The organism is Burkholderia sp. BCC1993, assembly GCF_905339865.1.
Lineage (GTDB): Bacteria > Pseudomonadota > Gammaproteobacteria > Burkholderiales > Burkholderiaceae > Burkholderia.
The window spans coordinates 283,037-302,819 of sequence record NZ_CAJPGZ010000008.1 but is presented as its reverse complement, the minus strand read 5'-3'; the positions used below and the strand labels follow the sequence as shown (position 1 = coordinate 302,819).

General features: G+C 67.4%; 16 protein-coding genes. 5 read left to right on the top strand and 11 right to left on the bottom strand.

Annotated features, from left to right (window positions below):
* Positions 1–96: 96 nt before the first annotated feature.
* The 3 genes from U4Y91_RS15775 to U4Y91_RS15765 all read right to left on the bottom strand — a co-directional run bounded on the left by U4Y91_RS15775 (position 97) and on the right by U4Y91_RS15765 (position 6,833).
* Complete coding sequence (locus tag U4Y91_RS15775) at positions 97–1,371, bottom strand: APC family permease (protein WP_321805797.1); 1,275 nt, start codon at positions 1,369–1,371, stop codon at positions 97–99.
* 138 nt (positions 1,372–1,509) lie between these two features.
* On the bottom strand, positions 1,510–6,012 hold the full coding sequence (locus tag U4Y91_RS15770) for a DEAD/DEAH box helicase (RefSeq protein ID WP_321805796.1): 4,503 nt from the start codon (positions 6,010–6,012) through the stop codon (positions 1,510–1,512).
* A 296-nt stretch (positions 6,013–6,308) separates the two neighbouring features.
* Positions 6,309–6,833 (bottom strand): metal-dependent hydrolase, encoded by a 525-nt coding sequence (locus U4Y91_RS15765; RefSeq protein ID WP_321805795.1) that lies wholly within the window; start codon positions 6,831–6,833, stop codon positions 6,309–6,311.
* A 400-nt stretch (positions 6,834–7,233) separates the two neighbouring features.
* Here U4Y91_RS15765 and ggt point away from each other — a divergent pair, with 400 nt between their 5' ends.
* Entirely contained in the window at positions 7,234–8,955 is a 1,722-nt protein-coding gene (gene ggt / locus U4Y91_RS15760) for a gamma-glutamyltransferase (RefSeq protein ID WP_321805794.1), read from the top strand.
* A 129-nt stretch (positions 8,956–9,084) separates the two neighbouring features.
* Here ggt and U4Y91_RS15755 read toward each other — a convergent pair whose 3' ends face one another.
* Positions 9,085–10,008, bottom strand: coding sequence for an alpha/beta fold hydrolase (locus U4Y91_RS15755; protein WP_321805793.1), 924 nt, complete (start codon positions 10,006–10,008; stop codon positions 9,085–9,087).
* 326 nt (positions 10,009–10,334) lie between these two features.
* Here U4Y91_RS15755 and U4Y91_RS15750 point away from each other — a divergent pair, with 326 nt between their 5' ends.
* Together U4Y91_RS15750 and ppk2 are read left to right on the top strand one after the other, a co-directional pair.
* A complete protein-coding gene (locus U4Y91_RS15750) occupies positions 10,335–10,784 on the top strand; it encodes a winged helix-turn-helix transcriptional regulator (RefSeq protein WP_124519704.1) in 450 nt (149 codons plus the stop codon).
* A 217-nt stretch (positions 10,785–11,001) separates the two neighbouring features.
* Positions 11,002–11,952: a polyphosphate kinase 2 gene (ppk2, locus tag U4Y91_RS15745; RefSeq protein WP_321805792.1), complete on the top strand. Its 951-nt coding sequence runs from the start codon at positions 11,002–11,004 to the stop codon at positions 11,950–11,952.
* Between the two features lie 55 nt (positions 11,953–12,007).
* Here the strand turns inward: ppk2 and U4Y91_RS15740 are convergent, their stop codons facing one another.
* Both U4Y91_RS15740 and U4Y91_RS15735 read right to left on the bottom strand, forming a co-directional pair.
* Entirely contained in the window at positions 12,008–12,295 is a 288-nt protein-coding gene (locus tag U4Y91_RS15740) for an H-NS histone family protein (RefSeq protein ID WP_321805863.1), read from the bottom strand.
* A gap of 221 nt (positions 12,296–12,516) precedes the next feature.
* Positions 12,517–13,104 (bottom strand): YigZ family protein, encoded by a 588-nt coding sequence (locus tag U4Y91_RS15735; protein WP_321805791.1) that lies wholly within the window; start codon positions 13,102–13,104, stop codon positions 12,517–12,519.
* Between the two features lie 746 nt (positions 13,105–13,850).
* Between U4Y91_RS15735 and U4Y91_RS15730 the strand changes: the two genes are divergently transcribed.
* Both U4Y91_RS15730 and U4Y91_RS15725 read left to right on the top strand, forming a co-directional pair.
* Positions 13,851–14,948: a porin gene (locus U4Y91_RS15730; RefSeq protein ID WP_321805790.1), complete on the top strand. Its 1,098-nt coding sequence runs from the start codon at positions 13,851–13,853 to the stop codon at positions 14,946–14,948.
* 120 nt (positions 14,949–15,068) lie between these two features.
* Complete coding sequence (locus U4Y91_RS15725; RefSeq protein WP_321805789.1) at positions 15,069–15,989, top strand: LysR family transcriptional regulator; 921 nt, start codon at positions 15,069–15,071, stop codon at positions 15,987–15,989.
* Between the two features lie 210 nt (positions 15,990–16,199).
* Here U4Y91_RS15725 and pqqE read toward each other — a convergent pair whose 3' ends face one another.
* From pqqE to pqqA, 5 genes are all read right to left on the bottom strand, one after another.
* A complete protein-coding gene (gene pqqE, locus U4Y91_RS15720; protein ID WP_415750462.1) occupies positions 16,200–17,372 on the bottom strand; it encodes a pyrroloquinoline quinone biosynthesis protein PqqE in 1,173 nt (390 codons plus the stop codon).
* Positions 17,344–17,619: a pyrroloquinoline quinone biosynthesis peptide chaperone PqqD gene (gene pqqD, locus U4Y91_RS15715; RefSeq protein WP_044842933.1), complete on the bottom strand. Its 276-nt coding sequence runs from the start codon at positions 17,617–17,619 to the stop codon at positions 17,344–17,346. Before pqqD ends, pqqE begins: the two co-directional genes overlap by 29 nt.
* Entirely contained in the window at positions 17,616–18,368 is a 753-nt protein-coding gene (gene pqqC, locus U4Y91_RS15710; protein WP_321805788.1) for a pyrroloquinoline-quinone synthase PqqC, read from the bottom strand. The genes pqqD and pqqC overlap by 4 nt, the downstream gene beginning before the upstream one ends.
* Before the next feature lie 103 nt (positions 18,369–18,471).
* Entirely contained in the window at positions 18,472–19,383 is a 912-nt protein-coding gene (pqqB, locus tag U4Y91_RS15705) for a pyrroloquinoline quinone biosynthesis protein PqqB (protein WP_321805787.1), read from the bottom strand.
* 84 nt (positions 19,384–19,467) lie between these two features.
* The gene (pqqA, locus tag U4Y91_RS15700) at positions 19,468–19,539 is read right to left on the bottom strand and encodes a pyrroloquinoline quinone precursor peptide PqqA (protein ID WP_124485082.1); all 72 of its coding nucleotides are present in this window, start codon (positions 19,537–19,539) and stop codon (positions 19,468–19,470) included.
* Between the last annotated feature and the right edge of the window lie 244 nt (positions 19,540–19,783).

Genomic DNA, 19,783 nt, shown 5'->3' with positions numbered 1-19,783 from the left:
CGCCCGCGGCGAAGCGGTGCGCGGCCGGTTCGCGGTGGGCCGGCGCATCGCGGCGAGCGGACGCATGCTCGTCCGCACACGGGCGCCGGCACGCGATCACGTGCGTTGCCCGGCCATCCGCAGATAAAGCAGCGCACCGCCCGCAAGCAGCAGCGGGCACAAGATGAACCACCCCGTCGTCAGGAACAGCCCGGCGACGGCGACCAGCGAAATCCACGCGCAGCGATATGCGATGCTGCCGCGCGGCAGCAGTTTCAGCGCAGCCGCCGCGCCGAGTCCGTATACCATCACGAAGCATCCGGACGTGACGAGCACGAGCGGCTTCGGCCCGACGTCCGAGAGCGTCGTCGCGGCCAGCGCGACGACGGCCAGCACCGCGATCACGCCAAGACTTCGGCGCGGCACGCCGCCGACCTGGCTGCCTTGTGCGAGCCACACAGGCAGTGCGCCGTCGCGCCCGAGCGCTGCGCCAAGCTTCGCCGCGCCCGCGAAATATGCATTCATCGTGCCGAGCGTGAGCAGCAGCGCGGCCGCGGCCGCCAGCACCTGCGCGTGACCGCCGATGCCGCCCGCGATCAGTTCAGCAAGCGGCGCACCCGACGCGCCGGCCGACGGCCCGAGCACCGTTACGCTCGCGGCCGCGACCGACAGATACAGAAAGCCGACGACCACGACCGCGATACCGGCCGAGCGCGGCATGTCGTGCGCGGGCCGGCGGAACTCTGCCGCGAGGTGCGTGATTGCTTCCCAGCCCGCGAAGCTCCACACGAGCAGTGCGGCAGCCTGGCCGACCGCGAGCCAGCCATGCGGCGCGAACGGATGCAGGTTCACCGTGCTCGCATGCGGCGCGGACGCGAGCACGGCGGCCAGCAGCAGCGTGACGAGCAGTGCCGACAGTACGAGCTGCATGCGGCCCGACACCGTGACGCCGAACGCATTCGCGGCCGACACCGTGGCGATCAGCGCGGCAGCCGTGACGATCACCGTGACGTGTCCGCCGCCCGTGACGGCGGCGACGTACGCGCCGCCGAACATCGCGGCGGCCGGCGCACCGGCCGGCACCGCGAAATAGAAACACCAGCCGACGATTGCCGCGGCCTTCGGCCCGAATGCGCGTCGCGCGTAGGTCGATACGCCGCCCGCGTCCGGATAGCGCGCGCCGAGTGCGGCGAAGGTGGCGGCAAGCGGCCCCGACAGCACGACGAGCGCGGCCCACGCCAGCAGCGACGCAGGGCCTGCAACCTCGGCCGCGAGCGCAGGCAGCGCAATGACGCCGGTGCCGAGCACCGCGCCGATATACAGCGCGGCGCCCTGGAAAATCGTCAGCGAGCCCGCGTGATGAACGGCGGGCGAATCGGCATGCGAGGACATGAAAGGCAGTCTCCTGAAGGCTTGTTCTGGGCGCGCTCGCGCGCGCAATGAATCGTTCGATGCTACCCGAACGTGCGCGGCGCTGCCGCGCGGCGTTCAGTAGTCCGCGATGTGCCGTGTGTCAGCCGATGTCAGGAGTCAGTGGCGCCGTGCGAGCCGCAGGCGCGCATCCTCGCGCGCGGCGGGCGGCAGCTCGGGCGCGTAATGGAACGTGCCCGCCACGAGCGACGCGACCGGCACGCCGTCGCGGAACAGCACGCGATTGCCGGCCAGCGCGGGCACCTTGTCGCCAGGCAACAGCGTGCCGGCAAGGTTCAGCGGATCGGCGCCCGTCACGCACACGTACTGGCCATCGCCCGGTTGGCGACGCAGCTCGCGCAGCACCGGGATCGCTTCCGGCAGCGCGAACTGTTCGCCCGCGAGCCCCGCGACGAAGCGTCCGCCGCGAATCTCGCCGCGCGCTTCGAGACGTTGCAGCACGCGCACGAGTTCGCGCCAGCTCGGCAGCCAGTCGGCTTCGCGTTCGAGCAGCCGCCAGAACACCACGCCATAGCGGCGCAGCAGCGTCCAGGCGATGTGTTCGAGCGCATCGGGATCGGTCGCGGGCGCACCGCGCTTCGGTGCCGGGGTTGGCGCATCGTCCGGCGCCGACATGCGCTGCACGAGCGCCCAGCGGCCGGCGTCGTCCATCCCGCCGATCAGTGCGCCACCGCGCCGCGTGCGCGGCGCATAGGTCGCGCTGCGCTTGACCGCGGGCTTCAACAGCGCGCGCAACCCGGCGAAGCTGTCCGCATTCACGAGGCCGGCCGACACGAGTTCGCCGAGCGCCTGCTCGAGTTCGACCGGCAGCATGTGCAGTTCGTCGAGCAGCGCGTCGAAGAACATCGCGCCGTGTGCGGCAAGTGCATCGCGCACCTGCGTCGCACGCGCCGATAGCGCCGGCTGCGCGTCCGGATCGCGCAGCACCTGCCATGCGCCGAGGTGGCGGCGCGGCAGCAGCACGACCGGCGTCGTTTTCACGGGCGTGCCGGCCGCGCGCGCCGGCGCGCCGATGCGGGTCCACACGAGTTTGCCCGAGCGGCACAGCTCGTCGAGGCCGCCGGCCGTGTAGTCGGTCAGGCGCGCGGGTAGCAGCGCGTCTTCCCATGCGCTCGCCGCGGCTTCGTAGCCTTCGAGCTGCTCGACGACGGCCGCGAGCGCGTCGCGGCCCGTGCCGCGTGTGTCGGGCGTCAGGTGCTGCCAGTGGAACAGGAAGCGCATGAAATCGGCGCGCTCGACCGGTTCGATCTCGCGGCGCAGCCGCTTCACCGTGTAGCGATGAATGCGCGCGAGCAGGTGGCGTTCGCACCATTCGTCGGTCGTGGCGCCCGGCGTGAAGCGGCCATGCATCACGTAGCCTTCGCGCTCCAGTGCGGCGAGCGCGGTCGCGATCGCCGCGGACGGCAGGCCGAGCGGCTGCGCGATGGCGTCGAGCGTCGATGGCCCGAAGCCGGTGAGCCGCGCGCGGATCACGTCGACGAGCGCGGCATCGGCTTCCCATGGTTGCGCGCACGCGGCCGGCACCTTCAGCGCGGGCGCGACGCGTGCGTCGGGATGCAGCGCGCGCACGCAGACCAGCCGTTCGACCGGCACCCACAGCACGGCGCCGTCCGGCGTGACGAGTTGCGTCGCACGACGGCGCTCGGCCAGTTCCGCGAGCCGTTCGGGCCAGCCTTCGTGCGCGTGCGCTTCGCCGTCGGCGACGCACGCGAGCGTGAGCAGGGCGTCGTGCATTTCATCGGCATCGCGTACGAGCGGCCACGCTTCGTCGCGCACCGCATCGATTGCATCGGCGTCGAGCGCGCCGAGATCGTCGGCCGATTCGGGATCGCTCCAGCGGCGCGACTGCACGGCCTGCGTGCGGCGCTCCTCGAGCGGCGCGTCGTCGAGGAACGCATAGGGCTTCGCGTTCAGGATCTCGGCCGCGAGCGGCGACGGCGCGGGCAGGTCGCGCGCGATCAGTTCGATCGCGCCGCTTTCGATCCGGCGCAGCAGCGCGAGCCAGCCGTCGGTATCCATCGCGTCGTGCAGGCAATCGTCGAGCGTCTGGTCGACGAGCGGATGGTGCGGGATCTCGCGTTCGCCGACGATGTTCTCGACGCACGCGACCTGGTCGGGGAACACGGTCGCGAGCAGGTCGTCGCTCTTCATCCGCTGCAGTTGCGGCGCGGTGCCCCGGCCGCCGGTGAAGCGCGGCAGCGCGAGCGCGGTCGTCGCGTTCCAGCGCCAGCGCACGCCGAACATCGGCGCGTCGAGCAGCGCCTGGACCAGCACGTGCTCGGCGCTCGCCGAGCGCAGGTAGCGCCACACTTCGTCGAGCGCGAAGCTGTGCGCGAGCGACAGCGAAAGAATGATCGCGTCGTCGGTCGCGGCGGCCTGCAGCTCGAAATTGAAGCTGCGGCAGAAGCGCTTGCGCAGCGCGAGCCCCCACGCGCGGTTGATGCGGCTGCCGAACGGCGAATGGATCACCAGCTGCGTGCCGCCCGATTCGTCGAAGAAGCGCTCCATCACGAGCGTGTCCTGCGTCGGCAGGGCACCGAGCGCCGCGCGCGTGCGCGCGAGGTAGTCGGCGATCTGGCGGGCCGCATCGGGCGACAGGCGGAGATCGTCGACGAGCCAGCGCAGCGCCGGCGCGAGGCGGCTTGCGGGCGGGGCGATCGCGGTGCCGGCGGGATCGCTTCGCGAATCGGTCACGGTGTCGGCTTCGGCCGCCTTCCTGGTTTTGCCGCGCGTGCCCGTCTTGCTGGCCGTATCGCCGCCTGCGCGCTTCGGTTCGGCGCCCGCCGTGTGTCGATCGCCTTCGGCGAACAGCCCGTCGAGCCGCGCGCGCAGCCGGCCGACCGCCGCCGACAGCTCGTCGCTGCGCCCGAGCCCCTCGCCGAGCCAGAACGGAATGCTCGGCGACTGGCCTTGCGCGTCCTCGACGCGCACACGGCCGGTTTCCACGCGAATGATCCGGTACGACTGATTGCCGAGCTGGAACACGTCGCCCGCGAGGCTCTCGATCGCGAAATCCTCGTTGACGGTGCCGACCTGGATGCCCTGCGGTTCGAGCAGCACCGCGTAGTCGGCCATGTCGGGAATCGTGCCGCCCGACGTCGTCGCGGTCATCATCGCGTTGCGGCGCCCGCGCACCGTGCCGCCGACCACGTCGCGATGCAGGTACGCACCGCGCACGCCGCGGCGGCTCGTGAAGCCTTCGGCGAGCATCTTCATCACGTCGTCGAAGCGTTCGCGCGACAGGCGTGCGTACGGCGCCGCGCGCGTGAAGCTCGCGTACAGCGCGTCCTCCTGCCATTCCGCGCAGGCGACTTCGGCGACGATCTGCTGCGCGAGCACGTCGAGCGGTGCCTCGGGAATCCGCAACGCGTCGAGCTCGCCGCGTTGCACGCAATCGAGCAGCGCCGCGCATTCGACCAGCTCGTCGCGCGACAGCGGGAACAGGCGGCCCTTCGGCACGCCGCCGACATGGTGCCCCGAGCGGCCGACGCGCTGCAGGAACGGTGCGATCCCGCGCGGCGAACCGACCTGGCACACGAGATCGACGTCGCCGATGTCGATGCCGAGTTCGAGCGACGCGGTCGCGACGAGCAGCTTCAGCTCGCCGCGCTTGAGCCGCTGTTCGGCGTCGAACCGATGTTCCTTCGCGAGACTGCCGTGGTGGGCGGCGATCGCGTCCTTGCCGAGACGGTCGGCGAGATGGCGCGCCATGCGCTCCGCGGTGCGCCGCGTGTTCACGAACACGAGCGTCGTGCGATGCGCGGCCGCGAGCGCGGCGATCCGGTCGTACACCTGTTCCCACACGTCGGTCGCCATCACCGGCTCGAGCGGCACGTTCGGCAGTTCGAGCGCGAGGTCGCGTTCGCGCGTGTGACCGGTGTCGACGATCGTGCAGTCGCGCGGCGCATCGGCCGGGCCGCCGACCAGGAAGCGCGCGACCGCGTCGATCGGTTTCTGCGTGGCCGACAACCCGATGCGCGGCAACGCGCGGCCCGTCAACGCGTCGAGGCGTTCGAGCGACAACGCGAGGTGGCTGCCGCGCTTGGACGACGCGAGCGCGTGAATCTCGTCGACGATCACCGAACGCACGTTCGACAGCATTTGCCGGCCCGACGTGGACGACAGCAGCACGTACAGCGATTCGGGCGTCGTCACGAGGATGTGCGGCGCGCGCTTGCGCAGCGCCGCGCGTTCGGCCTGCGTGGTGTCGCCGGTGCGCACGGCGGTGCGGATCGCCGGCACTGGCAGGCCGAGCTGCGCGAGCGAGTCGGCGATGCCGGCGAGCGGCGCGTCGAGGTTCACGTGGATGTCGTTCGACAGCGCCTTCAGCGGCGACACATAGACGACGAGCGTCGCGTCGGGCAGCGCGCCGTCGTGCGCGAGCGCATCGCGCACGAGGTCGTCGAGCGCGCACAGGAACGCGGTGAGCGTCTTGCCGGAGCCGGTCGGTGCGGCGACGAGCGTCGACCGGCCGGCCTTGATGTGCGGCCATGCGAGCGCCTGCGCGCCGGTCGGCGCGGCAAACGTGCGGCGGAACCACGCGGCGACGGCCGGGTGGAACACGTCGAGCGCGTGGGCGGGGCGGGTGGCTGTGACGTCCATCGGAGCGTTGAAATGGGGTGCGAGCGCGCGGGCGGCCGCGCGCGAATCGTCAGTGTGCCAGACGTCGCGCGCGCGTGCCGGGCACCGCGCGCGGGGGGGACGCGCGCGCCGGTGATTCAGATGAGGCGCGGCGCCGGCGTTTCAACAGGCGTGCGGAACGATACCCGCCGTTCACGGGTGCCGGATCGGGGAGAGAAGGAAGTCGGGTTCGACGTGCGCCGGGCGGGTGCGGAGCACGAGCCGCGACGACATGCATCGACACGCGACTCCGCGCGACTATGCGCGACGACGTGCCACTACACGCGATGCAGCCAGCCGAGCCAGTGTTCGAGGAACGGCGCGTGCGTCCACAGCGATTGCGCGAGCCACAGCGTGCCGCCCCAGGCGGCGGCCACGACGATCAGGTCGCAATGTCCGCTGTTCCACAGGTTCAGCGAATGGCGCCGCCAGATCCACGGCACGCCGAGCGGATTCGGCCAGTCGGCGAGCAGGTGCATCACGCCGCCGCACGCGAAACCGAACAGCGGCGCGGCCCACAGCGGATGCGGATGATGCGTGAGCCCGTGCCAGCCCAGCGCAAGCAGCGCGATCCAGCCGATGCCCCAGTGCGTGATGGTGCGGTGCGTGATCCACAAGCGGCGCTTGCGGGTCCACCACGCGACTTCGAGCCAGTCGGGCGCGGTGCCGCCCACGACGCCGGCCGCGAACGCGGCGAGCAGGCCCGCATGCCAGGGGCCGGTCGCGCCGGTTTGCGCGACGAGGACGGCGGCGGCGACACCGGCCGCGAAGCCGGACGCGTGATGCGCATTGTGTGATGCCATAGGAAACGAGACGAAGAAGCGTGAAGCGGCAGCGGACGAGCGCGAACGATCGGGCTCGAAAGCGGGGCGCTATCTTCTCAGATCGGCCTGCTCAGCGGGCGGTTCGATCGCATTTTTTTACATGTGCCGGAGCCGCGCAAGCGGCGTGTGCCGTGAATCTCCGATTGCGCGGTGCGCTGCGAATCCGCCGCATGCCATTTCGACTGACCGCCGGCCCATTTTTTGCTCCGCCGTGTGACCGACCGCACACGATGCGTGGCAATTCGTAGTGTGTGGCGGATCTTCCGGCCGCATTCCCCGATTCGCTACGAAACCGGCATATGGCTGACCGTGCGTCAGCGGCTATAAGCGGATCAGGGGCTATTTCCAGCCCGCCGGAAACCTACATGGGGGACATGCAATGACTATGCTGAATCGCTTCAAATCATCCGCCGTCATGCTCGCGACGGTGGCCGGCATCGGCTTCCTGCCGAACGCGCCGGCCTATGCGAAAGGGCCGCAGCCGGCGGTCCTGACGAGCTCGGCGGTCGCGGTGGCCGACAAGTACAGCGCGGACGCCGCGGAGCGGATCTTCAAGGAAGGCGGCAACGCGATCGACGCGGCCGTCGCGATCGCGTTCACGCTCGCCGTCACGTACCCGGAAGCCGGCAACATCGGCGGCGGCGGCTTCATGACGATCTACAAGGACGGCAAGCCGTATTTCATCGACTATCGCGAGCGCGCGCCGCTCGCCGCGACGAAGGACATGTATCTCGACAAGGACGGCAACGTCGTCAAGGGCATGAGTCTGTACGGTCCGCGCGCGGCCGGCGTGCCGGGTACGGTCGCCGGCATGTGGGAAGCGCAGAAGCGTTTCGGCAAGCTGAAGTGGAAGCAGGTGCTCGCGCCGGCGATCCACTATGCGCGCGACGGCTTCGTCGTCGACGAGCAGCTGGCGCAGCGCGGCGTCGACGCGTCGAAGGAGTTCGGCGGCAAGACCAATTTCGACAAGTACTTCGCGTCGATGAAGGCCGGCACGAACTTCAAGCAGCCCGATCTCGCGGCGGTGCTCACGCGCATTGCGGATGGCGGAGCGGAAGGGTTCTACAAGGGCAAGACGGCCGAGCTGATCTCCGCGTCGATGAAGACGGGCGACGGCAACGGGCTGATTACCACCGAGGATCTCGCGCAATACCGCGCGGTGTGGCGCCAGCCGGTGCAGGCGAAGTGGAACGGCTACGACGTGATCACCGCGCCGCCGCCGAGCTCGGGCGGCATCGGCCTCGTGCAGCTGCTGAAGATGAAGGCGGACCTCAAGCAGGACTTCGAGGGCGTGAAGCTCAACTCGCCGCAATACATCCACCTCGTCGCCGAAATCGAGAAGCGCGTGTTTGCGGATCGCGCGCAATACCTCGGTGACCCCGACTTCTACAAGGTGCCGATCGCGCAGCTGACCGACGACGCGTACATCGCGAAGCGCGCGGCGGAGGTCAATCCGAAGGAACCGTCGGACACGAAGAGCGTGCAGCCGGGCCTCGGCACGTCGATGCCGGAGAAGGCGGAGACGACGCACTTCTCGGTCGTCGACAAGTGGGGCAACGCGGTGTCGAACACGTACACGATCAACGGCTATTTCGGTTCGGGGGTGATCGCCGACGGCACCGGGATCGTGCTGAACGACGAGATGGACGACTTCTCCGCGAAGCCGGGCGTCGCGAACATGTTCGGCGTGGTCGGCAGCGACGCGAACGCGATCGAGCCGAAGAAGCGTCCGCTGTCGTCGATGTCGCCGACGATCATGACGAAGGACGGCAAGGTGTCGCTCGTGATCGGCACGCCGGGCGGCTCGCGGATCTTCACGTCGATCTTCCAGGTGATCAACAACATCTACGACTTCAGGATGCCGTTGAAGGAGGCCGTCGGCGCGATGCGTTTCCACCATCAGCTGCTGCCGCCGAACACGATTTTCTGGGAGCCGTACCACCCGATCGAAGGCGAACTCGCGAAGCAGATCGAGGCACGCGGCTACACGCTGAAGGGGCAGGACTTCAGCGGCGACATCCAGGTGATCAAGATCGACGGCAGGACGCCGGAGGCGATGGCCGATCCGCGTGGGCGCGGGGTCACGCGGATTATTCGGTGATGTCGACTATCGGGTGAGTGACGCGTGCGCGTGCGCGAAAGCGGCGCGCATGCGGTTCCGCGGCTGGCATGCATTCCGGTCCCGGCCGGGCAGCCGCGTCGGAGGGCTCGGGCGTGCGGTGCAACGCGCTCAGCCGGTGGCGCGGATGAATCCGGCGATCCGGTCGGTCACCGCATCGGGCGCATCCTCGAAGCAATAGTGCCCGACGCCGGCTAGCCGCTCGACGGGCGCCGACGGAAACAGCGCAGCGAACAGCGGCAGGAAGTGTTCGGCGCCGAGGGTTCGGTCGGCGTCCCCCCAGATCGCGAGCGCGGGCTTGTCGCGTATCGCGCGTATCGCTGCCGCATCGGGCTCCTCGAATCGATGCGTGCCGTCGGCAAATCCGCGCGCCCATCCGATTGCGCCCAGACAATCGGCCGGACGCGCGAACGGTGCGCCGTACGCGGCAATCCATGTATCGGTGATGATCGCGTGATTCTCGAAGCCGTTCAGCTTCAGCGTGCTCAGGATATTGAGGCCGAGCTGGCCGAGCACAGTTTCGAGCGAGCCGTCCGTTGCCGCGCGCACGATCCACTGGAACCACGGCGCGTCGCGACCGTTCGCGGTCAGGCGCTCGACGAGGTCGGGCTGACCGAACGGCGTCGGCCCGTTCGCCGATACGATGCGCCGGATCCGGTCCGGGTGCCGCGCGGCGAGCCCCATGCCGACCGGGCCGCCGAAGTCGTGCATCACGAGCGTCACGCGCTCGAGGTCGAGCGCGAGAACGAAGCGCTCCAGGTTGTCGATATGGTCCTGCAACCCGTAGCTGCGATCCTGCGGCGTCGCGCTTTTGCCGAATCCCATGTGGTCGGGCACGACGGTGCGGTGTGTCGGGCTCAGTGCCGCGATCAGGTGGCGGAACAGGTAACCCCAGGTGGGTTCGCCATGCAGGCACAGAACGGTTTCGCCGTCGCGCGGGCCTTCATCCACGTAGTGCATCCGGAAACCGGGTGCATCGCTGAAGTGCGGGGCGAATGGAAAGGTGCCGTCGAACGTGGCATCGGACGAAATCATCGGGCGCTCCTTCATATGGTCGGGGATAGTGGTTTCATGTTGAAACCATTGTGGAGCGTAGGCCATGAGGTTTCAAGTTGCAACTGAATAGATGATCAGGACACGCTCGAACGCCTCGGCGACGGAATGACTTCGGGTAAGAGAAATCGGAGATTCGGCAATTTTTAGCATCGAAATGCGTGAGCCGACAAACCAATTCCGATGACGAGCCCGGTTTCGTTCGCGCTCCTCGAACAGTGGATGCATGGCGATTGATTTTCAGTATTGTTGGTTTTATATTGAAACCTTATTTGCCAATCGCACCCTCCGCGGTTCAACCTGCATCGATGACCAGACGAACCACCCACGAAGATTCCCCTTGCGGCGTTGCCCGCCCGCTGGATGCGATTGGCGACTGGTGGTCGCTGCTGATCGTCCGCGACGCATTCGACGGGCTGCGCCGTTTCGGCGAATTCCAGAAAAATCTCGGCCTGGCGAAGAACATCCTCGCCGCGCGTTTGCGCAACCTCGTCGCGCACGGAATCATGGACATGGTGCCGGCCGCAGACGGCGGCGCGCATCACGAATACGTACTGACCGAAAAGGGGCGAGGCCTGTTTCCGCTGCTCGTCGCGCTGCGGCAGTGGGGCGAGGATTTCTTCTTCGAACCGGACGAGGCGCACGTGCTTCTCGTCGACCGCAAGACCGGCTTGCCCGTCAGGAAACTGGAGCTTCGCTCGCAGGACGGCCGCGTGCTCGGGCCCGAGGACACGGTCGTGCTGCCGCCGCCCGGTTGACGCACCGCCAGCGGGCGGGCGTCACCGCTCCAGCGGCGCATGCGCGTGCCCGATCTGCTCGGGAGCGGTTCGATCGTGTTCATCAAGTACGACCTCGGCGAGCGCGCGGCCCGGATTCCGCTTCTGAGGGGCGGATCGACCCCTTTTTCATCAATTTGACGCGAGACGCTGGGATAATGGCGGCGTTTGGCTGCGTCAATTGAAGGAAGGAGGCCCCATGGGCGATAACGATACCCGCACCGAGACCGACGACTTCACCGATACGGCGTCGCTCGAATCGCGCCAGCGCCGTTTCGAGGAAGACCTCGTCGACGCGTACGACGAAGAACTCGAAATGGAGCTCGACGACCGCCGCTTCGACGACGGCGAGGATCTGCTGTTCTCGCCGGAGCGCCGCGAAGCGCGCAAGCAGTATTTCCGCGAACTGTTCCGGCTGCAGGGCGAGCTCGTGAAGCTGCAGGACTGGGTCGTGAACACGGGGCACCGGCTCGTCGTGATTTTCGAGGGGCGCGACGCGGCAGGCAAGGGCGGTGCGATCAAGCGCATCACGCAGCGCCTGAACCCGCGCGTGTGCCGCGTGGCGGCGCTGCCGGCACCGAACAATCGCGAACGCACGCAATGGTATTTCCAGCGCTATGTCGCGCATCTGCCGGCCGGCGGCGAGATCGTGCTGTTCGATCGCAGCTGGTACAACCGCGCAGGCGTCGAGCGCGTGATGAATTTCTGCACCGACGACGAATACGAGGAGTTTTTCCGCTCGGTGCCCGAGTTCGAGAAAATGCTCGTGCGCAGTGGGATCCAGATCGTCAAGTACTGGTTCTCGATCACCGACCACGAGCAGGAGCTGCGGTTCCAGAGCCGGATCGAGGATCCGCTGAAGCAGTGGAAGCTGAGCCCGATGGATCTCGAGAGCCGCCGCCGCTGGGAAGCGTATACGGCCGCGAAGGAAGAGATGATGCTGCGCACGCACATCCCCGAGGCGCCGTGGTGGGTCGTGCAGGCGGTCGACAAGAAGCGCGCGCGCCTGAACTGCATTCACCACCTGCTGACCCAGGTGCCGTATCACGAGGTGCCGCGGACGACGATCGATCTGCCGCAGCGCGAGCATCACGAGGACTACATTCGCCGTCCGACGCCGGACAGCATGATCGTCCCGGACGTTTATTGAGCGGTTCGGGTCGGCTGGATCGGCCACGGAGGCGCGCCGTGCAACGCGGCGCGCGTTACTCGCGGATCAGGAACGCGGCGCGGTCGCGCCCGGCGATCCAGGCGGGCGCACGACCGCGGCCGCTCCAGGTGGCGCCCGTCGCCGGATCGCGATATTTCGTGCCCATCGTGAACAGCTTTGCGCGATCGCTATAACCCTGCCCGAAGACTTCCCGCGCGGTCAGCGCATGGTTCGTCACGAGCTGGCGTACCTGCACCAGTGCCGCTTGGCGTTCGCGGCGGCGCGCCACCCGGATGCGTCGATCGAGTTCCGCGAGCTGGGCTTGCAGTTTTTGCAGTTGCATGCGTCCGATATCCCCGTAGCTGAATTCTGATTGTTGGCGATCGTCGGCGACGCGCGGTGTGCCGCGTGTGTGCACGCCCGGCCAGACGTTTGCAGGACGCGTCGCGAGGAACACGGGGGAGATTAAGTTTCGGCGCGCGGGTTTTCTATCGGACGCATCTGAATTTTCACGGGAATCTGTGTGAAACCCGTGGCGGCGAGGCCGGGCGGGTTGCCCGATCCTCACAGGCCGGGGAAGCCCGAGCGCCCCTGCGTCAGGTCGAACAGTTCGATCTTCGCCGCTGCCTCGGCCGTTTCCGGCAGCTTGATCACGAGCTTCACCGTCATCCCGTACGCACTGTCCACCAGCGCGTAACCCGCCTGCTCGATCCAGCGGCGCACCCGCGCTTCGTCCGGGTAGCCGATTTCGATCGCGATCCGCGTGTGGCGAATGCGTTCGACGCGCTCGGCGTCGAGCAGCGCCGACGCGATCGCATCCGTATAGGCGCGCACCAGGCCGCCCGCGCCGAGCTTCACGCCGCCGTAGTAGCGGACCACCGCACCGAGCACGCCGTCGAGATCGTGATGGCGCAGCACTTCGAGGATCGGCCGGCCGGCAGTGCCCGACGGTTCGCCGTCGTCGGACATGCCGGACTGGCCGCCGGCGAGCAGGGCCCAGCACACGTGGGTGGCCGCCGGGTGTTCGTCGCGCAGGCGCTGCAGCGCCTGCATCGCGGCATCGCGGTCCTCGACGGGGATCGCGAACGCGATGAAGCGGCTCTTGCGGATCTCGAGTTCCCGGGTATAGAGGGTGGCAAGCGAGTAAGTCATGTTCCGGGAAACGGTGAATGTATAAGAATCAAGGAGATAGGGGCTCCTGTGCGGCGCGCTTCCGATGGCAGCGATGCATGCCGCAGTCAGGCCCGGCAGGGCGCCTGAACGGGATGAGCAACGGGTCAAGACGGAATTTTACCGTGGCGCGCGTCGAGAGATTCGGCGCGGTTGCCGCGCCGGCCGCTCCGGAGCGTGAAAACGCGTGCGACGAACGCGACCGCCGGGTGACGATGGATCAACGGAGCGCTTCGCCCGGGTTCAAACATCGGACGTAAAGCGCGGTCGGGACTTTTCGGAGGACGAAAGCGGGAAGGAGTTCCGTGCCTGGCAAGTGGGGACCTGGCGTGCGCCGGTCGGCTCGACGTGAGCGCGAAGCATCGTGCGCGGCGGAGGGTGTCGCGATCGCCTGCGCAATCGATTCTCGTCGGCCACGGATCGCGGCTCGAATCGCGGCTCGAATCGCGGCTCGAATCGCGGCTCGAATCGCGGCGCATCTGCCGATGCACCGAACGAGTGTAGACGAACCGCGATGCGTTGCGTAGCCGGGAGATGCAGAACATTGTGTTCTCGCGGGCCGAACGTTGAAGCGTCATTCCATGCGCTAGACTCGTGCCGTCGATGCGTGCCGCCTGTCGCGCGATCGGGCATGACGGCGGCGTGCGTGTACGTACCCGCGTTGCGCGGGATGATTGGAAGGTCCGGTCGTTGTGATTCGGATTGCGAAGCAATGAAGAAGGCTGTTCATGTTCGGAAAGCGTTTCTATGTCCCGGCCCTGTTGATGGTTGCGCATGTGCCGATCGCATGCGCGCAGAGCAGCGTCACGTTGTTCGGCGCGCTCGACGTGGGACTGAGTTACGTCAGTAACGAAGGCGGCCACGGCAATGCGAAATTCGACGACGGGATTTTTACGCCGAGCCTGCTCGGCTTGCGCGGAAGCGAAGATGTCGGCGGCGGCTCAAAGGTCATTTTCCAGCTGGTCAGCCAGATTTCACCGGGTACCGGCGCGCTGATCGGCAATGGCCTGTTCGCGCGTACCGCTTACGTCGGTGTGCAGAACGACCGGCTGGGCACGCTGACGTTCGGCAACCAGTATGAATTCATGGCCGACACGCTGTTCTTCAGCGGCACCGACGCGGCGGCCGATGTCGCCGGACTGTACAACCTGCGCAACGGGCCCTTTCGCAAGCTCGCGCTGCCCGGCAACCCGACCGGCGCGTTCGACTGGGACCGGATGGCGGGCAGTCAGCGTGTGGCGAACGCCGTCAAGTTCGTGAGCCCGGTCATCCATGGGCTGAAGGCGGGCGCGCTTTATGCGTTCGGCGGCGTGCCGGGCTCGATCGGCGCGGGCAATACGGTGAGCGCCAGTCTCGACTACGAAGCCGGACCGTTCGGTGCCGCCGCCGCGTACACCAACGAGAAATATGGCGCACAGCCGGGCTCCGTCGCGACGAGTGTGCGTAATTGGGGCGCAGGGGCGCACTACCGGATCGGACGGGCAAACCTGAGCGCGTTGGTGACGACCGTTCATAACGCTGCGTCCGGTGGCTCGGTGTGGATGGCCGAGTCGGGCGGTACCTGGCAACTCTCCGGCCCGGTCAGGATCGGCGCGGATTACATGTACATGAAGGGCAACGCGGCGCTCGACAACGACCACGCGCACCAGGTCACGGCGACGGTGCAGTACACGCTGTCGAAGCGAACGATGGTGTACGCGACCGGTGTGTGGCAGCGGGCAAGCAGCGGTGCCCGGGCGCAAATCAACGGTGTGCTGGATCCGGATGGCGCGTCGTCCGGCGCGAACCAGGCCATTGCCCGCATCGGCCTTCATACGCTTTTCTAGCGGTGCGCACATCGCGCAGCCGGTATCGGCGGCGGTGCTCGTGCAGCGCGAACGCTGCAGGGCGCGGTACCGGTATCGGCAGGAACGGGCCGGATCGGCCAACCGGAGGCTTGCTGTCTGATGCAGATACTTCCTGACCTCGAGGCATGGGCGATTTTCGCGCACGTGCTCGAAACGGGCTCTTTCGTCAGGGCCGCGGAGGCGCTCGACCTCTCGCAGCCGACCGTGTCGAAAGCCATTTCCCGACTCGAGCGCCGGCTCGGCACGGCGCTCTTTTATCGAAACTCGCGTCAGGTTTCGCTGACGGCCGCCGGCGAAATCGCCAAATCGCGAGCGATTCGCATTCTCAGCGAAGCCGCGGCGGCGGAGACCGAGGCGTCGTCGCACGCGACGGAACTGCGCGGTCTGGTGCGCGTTGCCGTGCCGATGTCGTTCGCGAGCCGCCACGTCGCGCCGTTGATCCCCGCCTTTCTCGAACGCTATCCGCAGGTGGAGATCGACCTTTGCGTCACCGACCGCATCGTCGATGTGGTGGGCGGCGGGTTCGACGTGGCGGTGCTCATCGCGGAACTCGCCGATTCGTCGCTGCGGGCGCGCCGGCTCTGCGCGGTGAATCACCCGCTGGTGGCTTCGCCGGCCTATCTGAAACGATGGGGGCGACCGACGCATCCCCGCGATCTGGCCCGGCATGCGTGTCTCGTCTACACGGGGTTGGCGACGCCCGAGCTATGGCAATTCCGTCATGCATGCGGAGACGCATTCGCGGTCACGGTGCGCGGCATCATCCGCAGCAACAGCGCCGACGTGATCGTTCCCGCGCTGCTGGCTGGCCGGGGCGTCGCGTTGCAACCCGAGTTCGTCGTCGGGGACGCGTTGATGCGAGGCGAACTGGTGGACGTATTGCCCGAGTGGCGGATCGATCGGGTGGGCGTGAATCTCGTGACGCCGCCGAGCAGCTTGCGGCCGTTGCGCGTGACCGCGTTCCTGGACTATCTGGCGGAGCGCCTCGCTGCCGCGCCATGGGCGGTAGCCGGCGCGTGACGTTGCAAAAACGGATTCCATGGGTTGCCGGACACCCCGTCGCTCGCCGCTGAATCCGGGGCGACGACGCGGCGCGCGGCGAGATGTCCGGGCGACGCGTGGAGGCGCATGAAACGGTGGTCAGCGCGGGAAGCCGGCCCGACGCGATGCGCGAACATTGCGTTCCAAATCCGGCAACACCGGCGATCGGCGGCGACCGCGCGGCGCCGTTCAGGTCTTCGTCAATTCACGCGAATTGCGCACGTTGCGAAACACGAGTTGCGTCATGGGTTGCAGCGGCGCGAGCGCGGCCTCGCGTGCTTTCTCGATCAGGTCGTGATGAGGCGACTTGCCGCAGACAGGATCGGTGAGGCTTGCATCGCCCGTCATCAGATACGCCTGGCATCGGCACCCGCCGAAGTCCTTCTTCTTCTCGTCGCACGACTTGCAGGGTTCGGGCATCCAGTCGTCGCCGCGGAAGCGGTTGAAGCCGAACGATTCGTACCAGATGTGTCGCAGGTCGTGATCGCGCACGTTCGGAAAGGCGATCGGCAGTTGCCGCGCGCCGTGGCACGGCAGTGCGGTGCCGTCCGGCGTGACGATCAGGAAGAGGCTGCCCCAGCCGCTCATGCAGGGCTTCGGCCGCTCCTCGTAGTAGTCGGGCGTGACGAAGATCAGCCTGCATGGGTGGTTCGCAGCGGCGAGCCTCGCCCGATACGCGTTCGTGACGCGCTCCGCGCGCTCGAGCTGCGCGCGGGTGGGGAGCAGCGCCTGACGGTTCAGGTAGGCCCATCCGTAATACTGGCACGTCGCGAGCTCGACGTAGTCCGCGTCGAGCGCGATGCACAACTCGATGATCCGGTCGATGTCGTCGATGTTGTGCCGGTGCGTGACGAAGTTCAGCACCATCGGATAGCCGTGCGCCTTGACCGCGCGGGCCATCGCGAGCTTGTGGGCGAATGCCTTTTCCGATCCGGCCAGCATGTCGTTGACCGTCGCGTCGCTCGCCTGGAAGCTGATCTGGATGTGATCGAGGCCGGCGCGGCGAAACGCCTCGATCTTCTGCTCGGTCAGGCCGATACCCGACGTGATCAGGTTCGTGTAGTAACCGAGGCGGCGCGCCTCGCCGATCAGTGCGGCAAGATCCGGACGGACCAGCGGTTCGCCGCCCGAGAAGCCGATCTGCACGGCGCCCATCTCGCGCGCTTCGGCCATGACCCTGAACCACTGTTCCGTGTCGAGCTCCGCGCCCTGGCGCGAGAAATCGAGCGGATTCGAGCAGTATGGGCACTGCAGCGGGCACCGGTACGTCAGTTCGGCCAGCAGCCACAGCGGCAATCCGGTTGCCGGCCGCGCGGCGTCGGGCGTCACCGGTTCACGCGAGTTCGATCCAGTGTTGGGCACGGGCGGTCTCCATGAAATCCTCGACGTCGGTACCGAGTTCGGGCACGTCGGGGAATTGCCGTTCGAGATGCGCAACGATGTCCGCGACGGTGCGCGTGCCATCGATCAGCCCGCCGATCGCACTCGCGCTTTCGTTGAATCTGACCATGCCTTCGGGGTACAGCAGCACGTGCGCATGCTGGGCCGGCTCGAACTGGAAGCGAAAACCCGGCCGCCAGCGCGGCACGCGATTCCTGTCGAAATTCATGGTGCGATTCCCTTGTGCCAGACCGGCTGGTCGGTGACGGTGTGATAAGGCGGCCGATGCAGTTCGTAGGCCATCGACATCGCGTCGAGCATCGTCCACAGCACGTCGAGCTTGAACTGCAGGATATCCAGCATCCGCTGCTGGCTCTCGTAGGTCGTGTAATGCCGCAGCGTGATGTCGAGCCCGTGCTCGACGTCGCGGCGCGCCTGGCCGAGGCGCGTGCGGAAATACGCGTAGCCGTCCGGATCGATCCACGGGTAGTGGCGCGGCCAGGTGTCGAGGCGCGACTGGTGGATCTGCGGCGCAAACAGCTCGGTGAGCGAGCTGCTCGCAGCTTCCTGCCAGTTCGCGCGGCGAGCGAAATTCACGTACGCGTCCACGGCGAAACGCACGCCGGGCAGCACGCGTTCCTGCGAGCGCAACTGCGCGGGGTCCAACCCGACCGCTTCACCGAGCCTCAGCCACGCCTCGATCCCGCCTTCGTCGCCGGCGGTTCCGTCATGATCGATCAGGCGCTGGACCCACTGGCGGCGAACCTCGCGGTCCGGGCAATTCGCGAGGATCGCCGCGTCCTTCAGCGGAATGCTGACCTGATAGTAGAAGCGGTTCGCGACCCAGCCCTGGATCTGCTCCCGGGTCGCGCGGCCTTCGAACATCGCGACGTGGTACGGGTGGTGGATGTGATAGAAGGCGCCCTTGGCACGCAGCGCCTGTTCGAACTGGGCGGGAGTGAGAGCGGGTTGGCTCATCGACGGTTCCATGACGTTGGGGACAGTGGAAGGGCGTGCGTTGTACCGCAATCGACGTCGTATGCATCACGATGCGCGTCGCGGCAGCGGGACCATGCGTTTCTTATAGCACGATGTCCATCCCGTCAAAGGCGACCTCGATCCCGCGCTGCCGCAATTCCGCGCGTTCGGGAGAACCTTCGTCGAGGATCGGATTGGTGTTGTTGACGTGAATCAAGACCTTGCGCGGGCCCGGCACCCGGGCCAGCACGTCGAGCATGCCGCCCGGACCGTTCAGTGCGAGATGACCCATTTCGCGGCCGGACCGTACACCGACGCCGCGTCGCAGCATCTCGTCGTCGTCCCACAGCGTGCCGTCCACGAGCACGCAGTCCGCGTCGTTCATCCGTTGCAGCAGCGCGTCGTCCACCGTGCCGAGCCCCGGCGCATGGAACAGCGTGCCGCCGGTGCGGCGATCCTCGACGAGCAGGCCGATGTTGTCGCCGGGATGCGGATCGAAGCGATGCGGCGAGTAGGGTGGTGCTGCACTGCTCAGCGGCAGCGGCGTGAAGCGCAGGTTCGGGCAGGCCGGCACGGTGAAGCTGTCGCCGAGCACGATGCGGTTCCAGACCAGCCCGCCGTTCCAGTGCGCGAGCATGTTGAACAGCGGAAAGCCGCTGTTGAGGTCATGGTGGACCATGTCGGTGCACCACAGCTGCAGCGGACAGCCTTCGCGCAGGCTGAGCAGGCCGGCGGTATGGTCGATCTGGCTGTCCATCAGCACGACGGCGGCGATGCCGGTGTCGCGCAGCGCACGGCCCGGCTGCAACGGCGGGAAGGCTTGCAACTGCGCGCGAATGTCGGGGGACGCGTTGCACAACACCCAGTTCGCGCCGTCGTCGGACAGCGCGATCGACGACTGGGTGCGGGCCTGCGCGTCGATCGTGCCCGCGCGAAAACCCGCGCAGTTCGCACAGTTGCAGTTCCATTGCGGAAAGCCGCCGCCCGCGGCGGATCCGAGGATGTGTATGAGCATGACGGTGCGACGAGGGGCCGGGGTGCGAAGCAAAGAAAAAGCCTCGGCAGACCGAGGCTTTCCTTTCCGGATGGCGTGCCCGAATCAGCGATTCGACACGTACATCGTGACTTCGAAACCGAGTCGCAGATCAGTGTAGGCAGGTTTGGTCCACATGGGAGAACTCCTTTGCAATGACGACTGACGACGAAGCGCGCCCGCGGACCTGCCGACATGTTCTACTCCGACCATCGGCGACGAGACCGTGCTGCGGCTTCACTACGCTATCACATTCGTGCGGTGGGTGGCCGGTACGAAGTCCGGTAAATCGCACGTTCACATCCTACCCGAACGGGTCGCACGAGCAAGTCAATCCGGGCATGGATGGCATTCCCGATTCTCATTCGTGTCCGCATCGTGC

Coding starts and splice junctions, on each gene's coding strand:
- U4Y91_RS15725 (WP_321805789.1), top strand. CDS start 15,069: ATGCAGATACTTCCTGACCTCGAGGCATGGGCGATTTTCGCGCACGTG.
- pqqC (WP_321805788.1), bottom strand. CDS start 18,368: ATGAGCCAACCCGCTCTCACTCCCGCCCAGTTCGAACAGGCGCTGCGT.
- U4Y91_RS15750 (WP_124519704.1), top strand. CDS start 10,335: ATGACCAGACGAACCACCCACGAAGATTCCCCTTGCGGCGTTGCCCGC.
- U4Y91_RS15740 (WP_321805863.1), bottom strand. CDS start 12,295: ATGCAACTGCAAAAACTGCAAGCCCAGCTCGCGGAACTCGATCGACGC.
- U4Y91_RS15730 (WP_321805790.1), top strand. CDS start 13,851: ATGTTCGGAAAGCGTTTCTATGTCCCGGCCCTGTTGATGGTTGCGCAT.
- U4Y91_RS15735 (WP_321805791.1), bottom strand. CDS start 13,104: ATGACTTACTCGCTTGCCACCCTCTATACCCGGGAACTCGAGATCCGC.
- pqqB (WP_321805787.1), bottom strand. CDS start 19,383: ATGCTCATACACATCCTCGGATCCGCCGCGGGCGGCGGCTTTCCGCAA.
- ggt (WP_321805794.1), top strand. CDS start 7,234: ATGACTATGCTGAATCGCTTCAAATCATCCGCCGTCATGCTCGCGACG.
- U4Y91_RS15775 (WP_321805797.1), bottom strand. CDS start 1,371: ATGTCCTCGCATGCCGATTCGCCCGCCGTTCATCACGCGGGCTCGCTG.
- ppk2 (WP_321805792.1), top strand. CDS start 11,002: ATGGGCGATAACGATACCCGCACCGAGACCGACGACTTCACCGATACG.
- U4Y91_RS15755 (WP_321805793.1), bottom strand. CDS start 10,008: ATGATTTCGTCCGATGCCACGTTCGACGGCACCTTTCCATTCGCCCCG.
- U4Y91_RS15770 (WP_321805796.1), bottom strand. CDS start 6,012: ATGGACGTCACAGCCACCCGCCCCGCCCACGCGCTCGACGTGTTCCAC.
- pqqD (WP_044842933.1), bottom strand. CDS start 17,619: ATGAATTTCGACAGGAATCGCGTGCCGCGCTGGCGGCCGGGTTTTCGC.
- U4Y91_RS15765 (WP_321805795.1), bottom strand. CDS start 6,833: ATGGCATCACACAATGCGCATCACGCGTCCGGCTTCGCGGCCGGTGTC.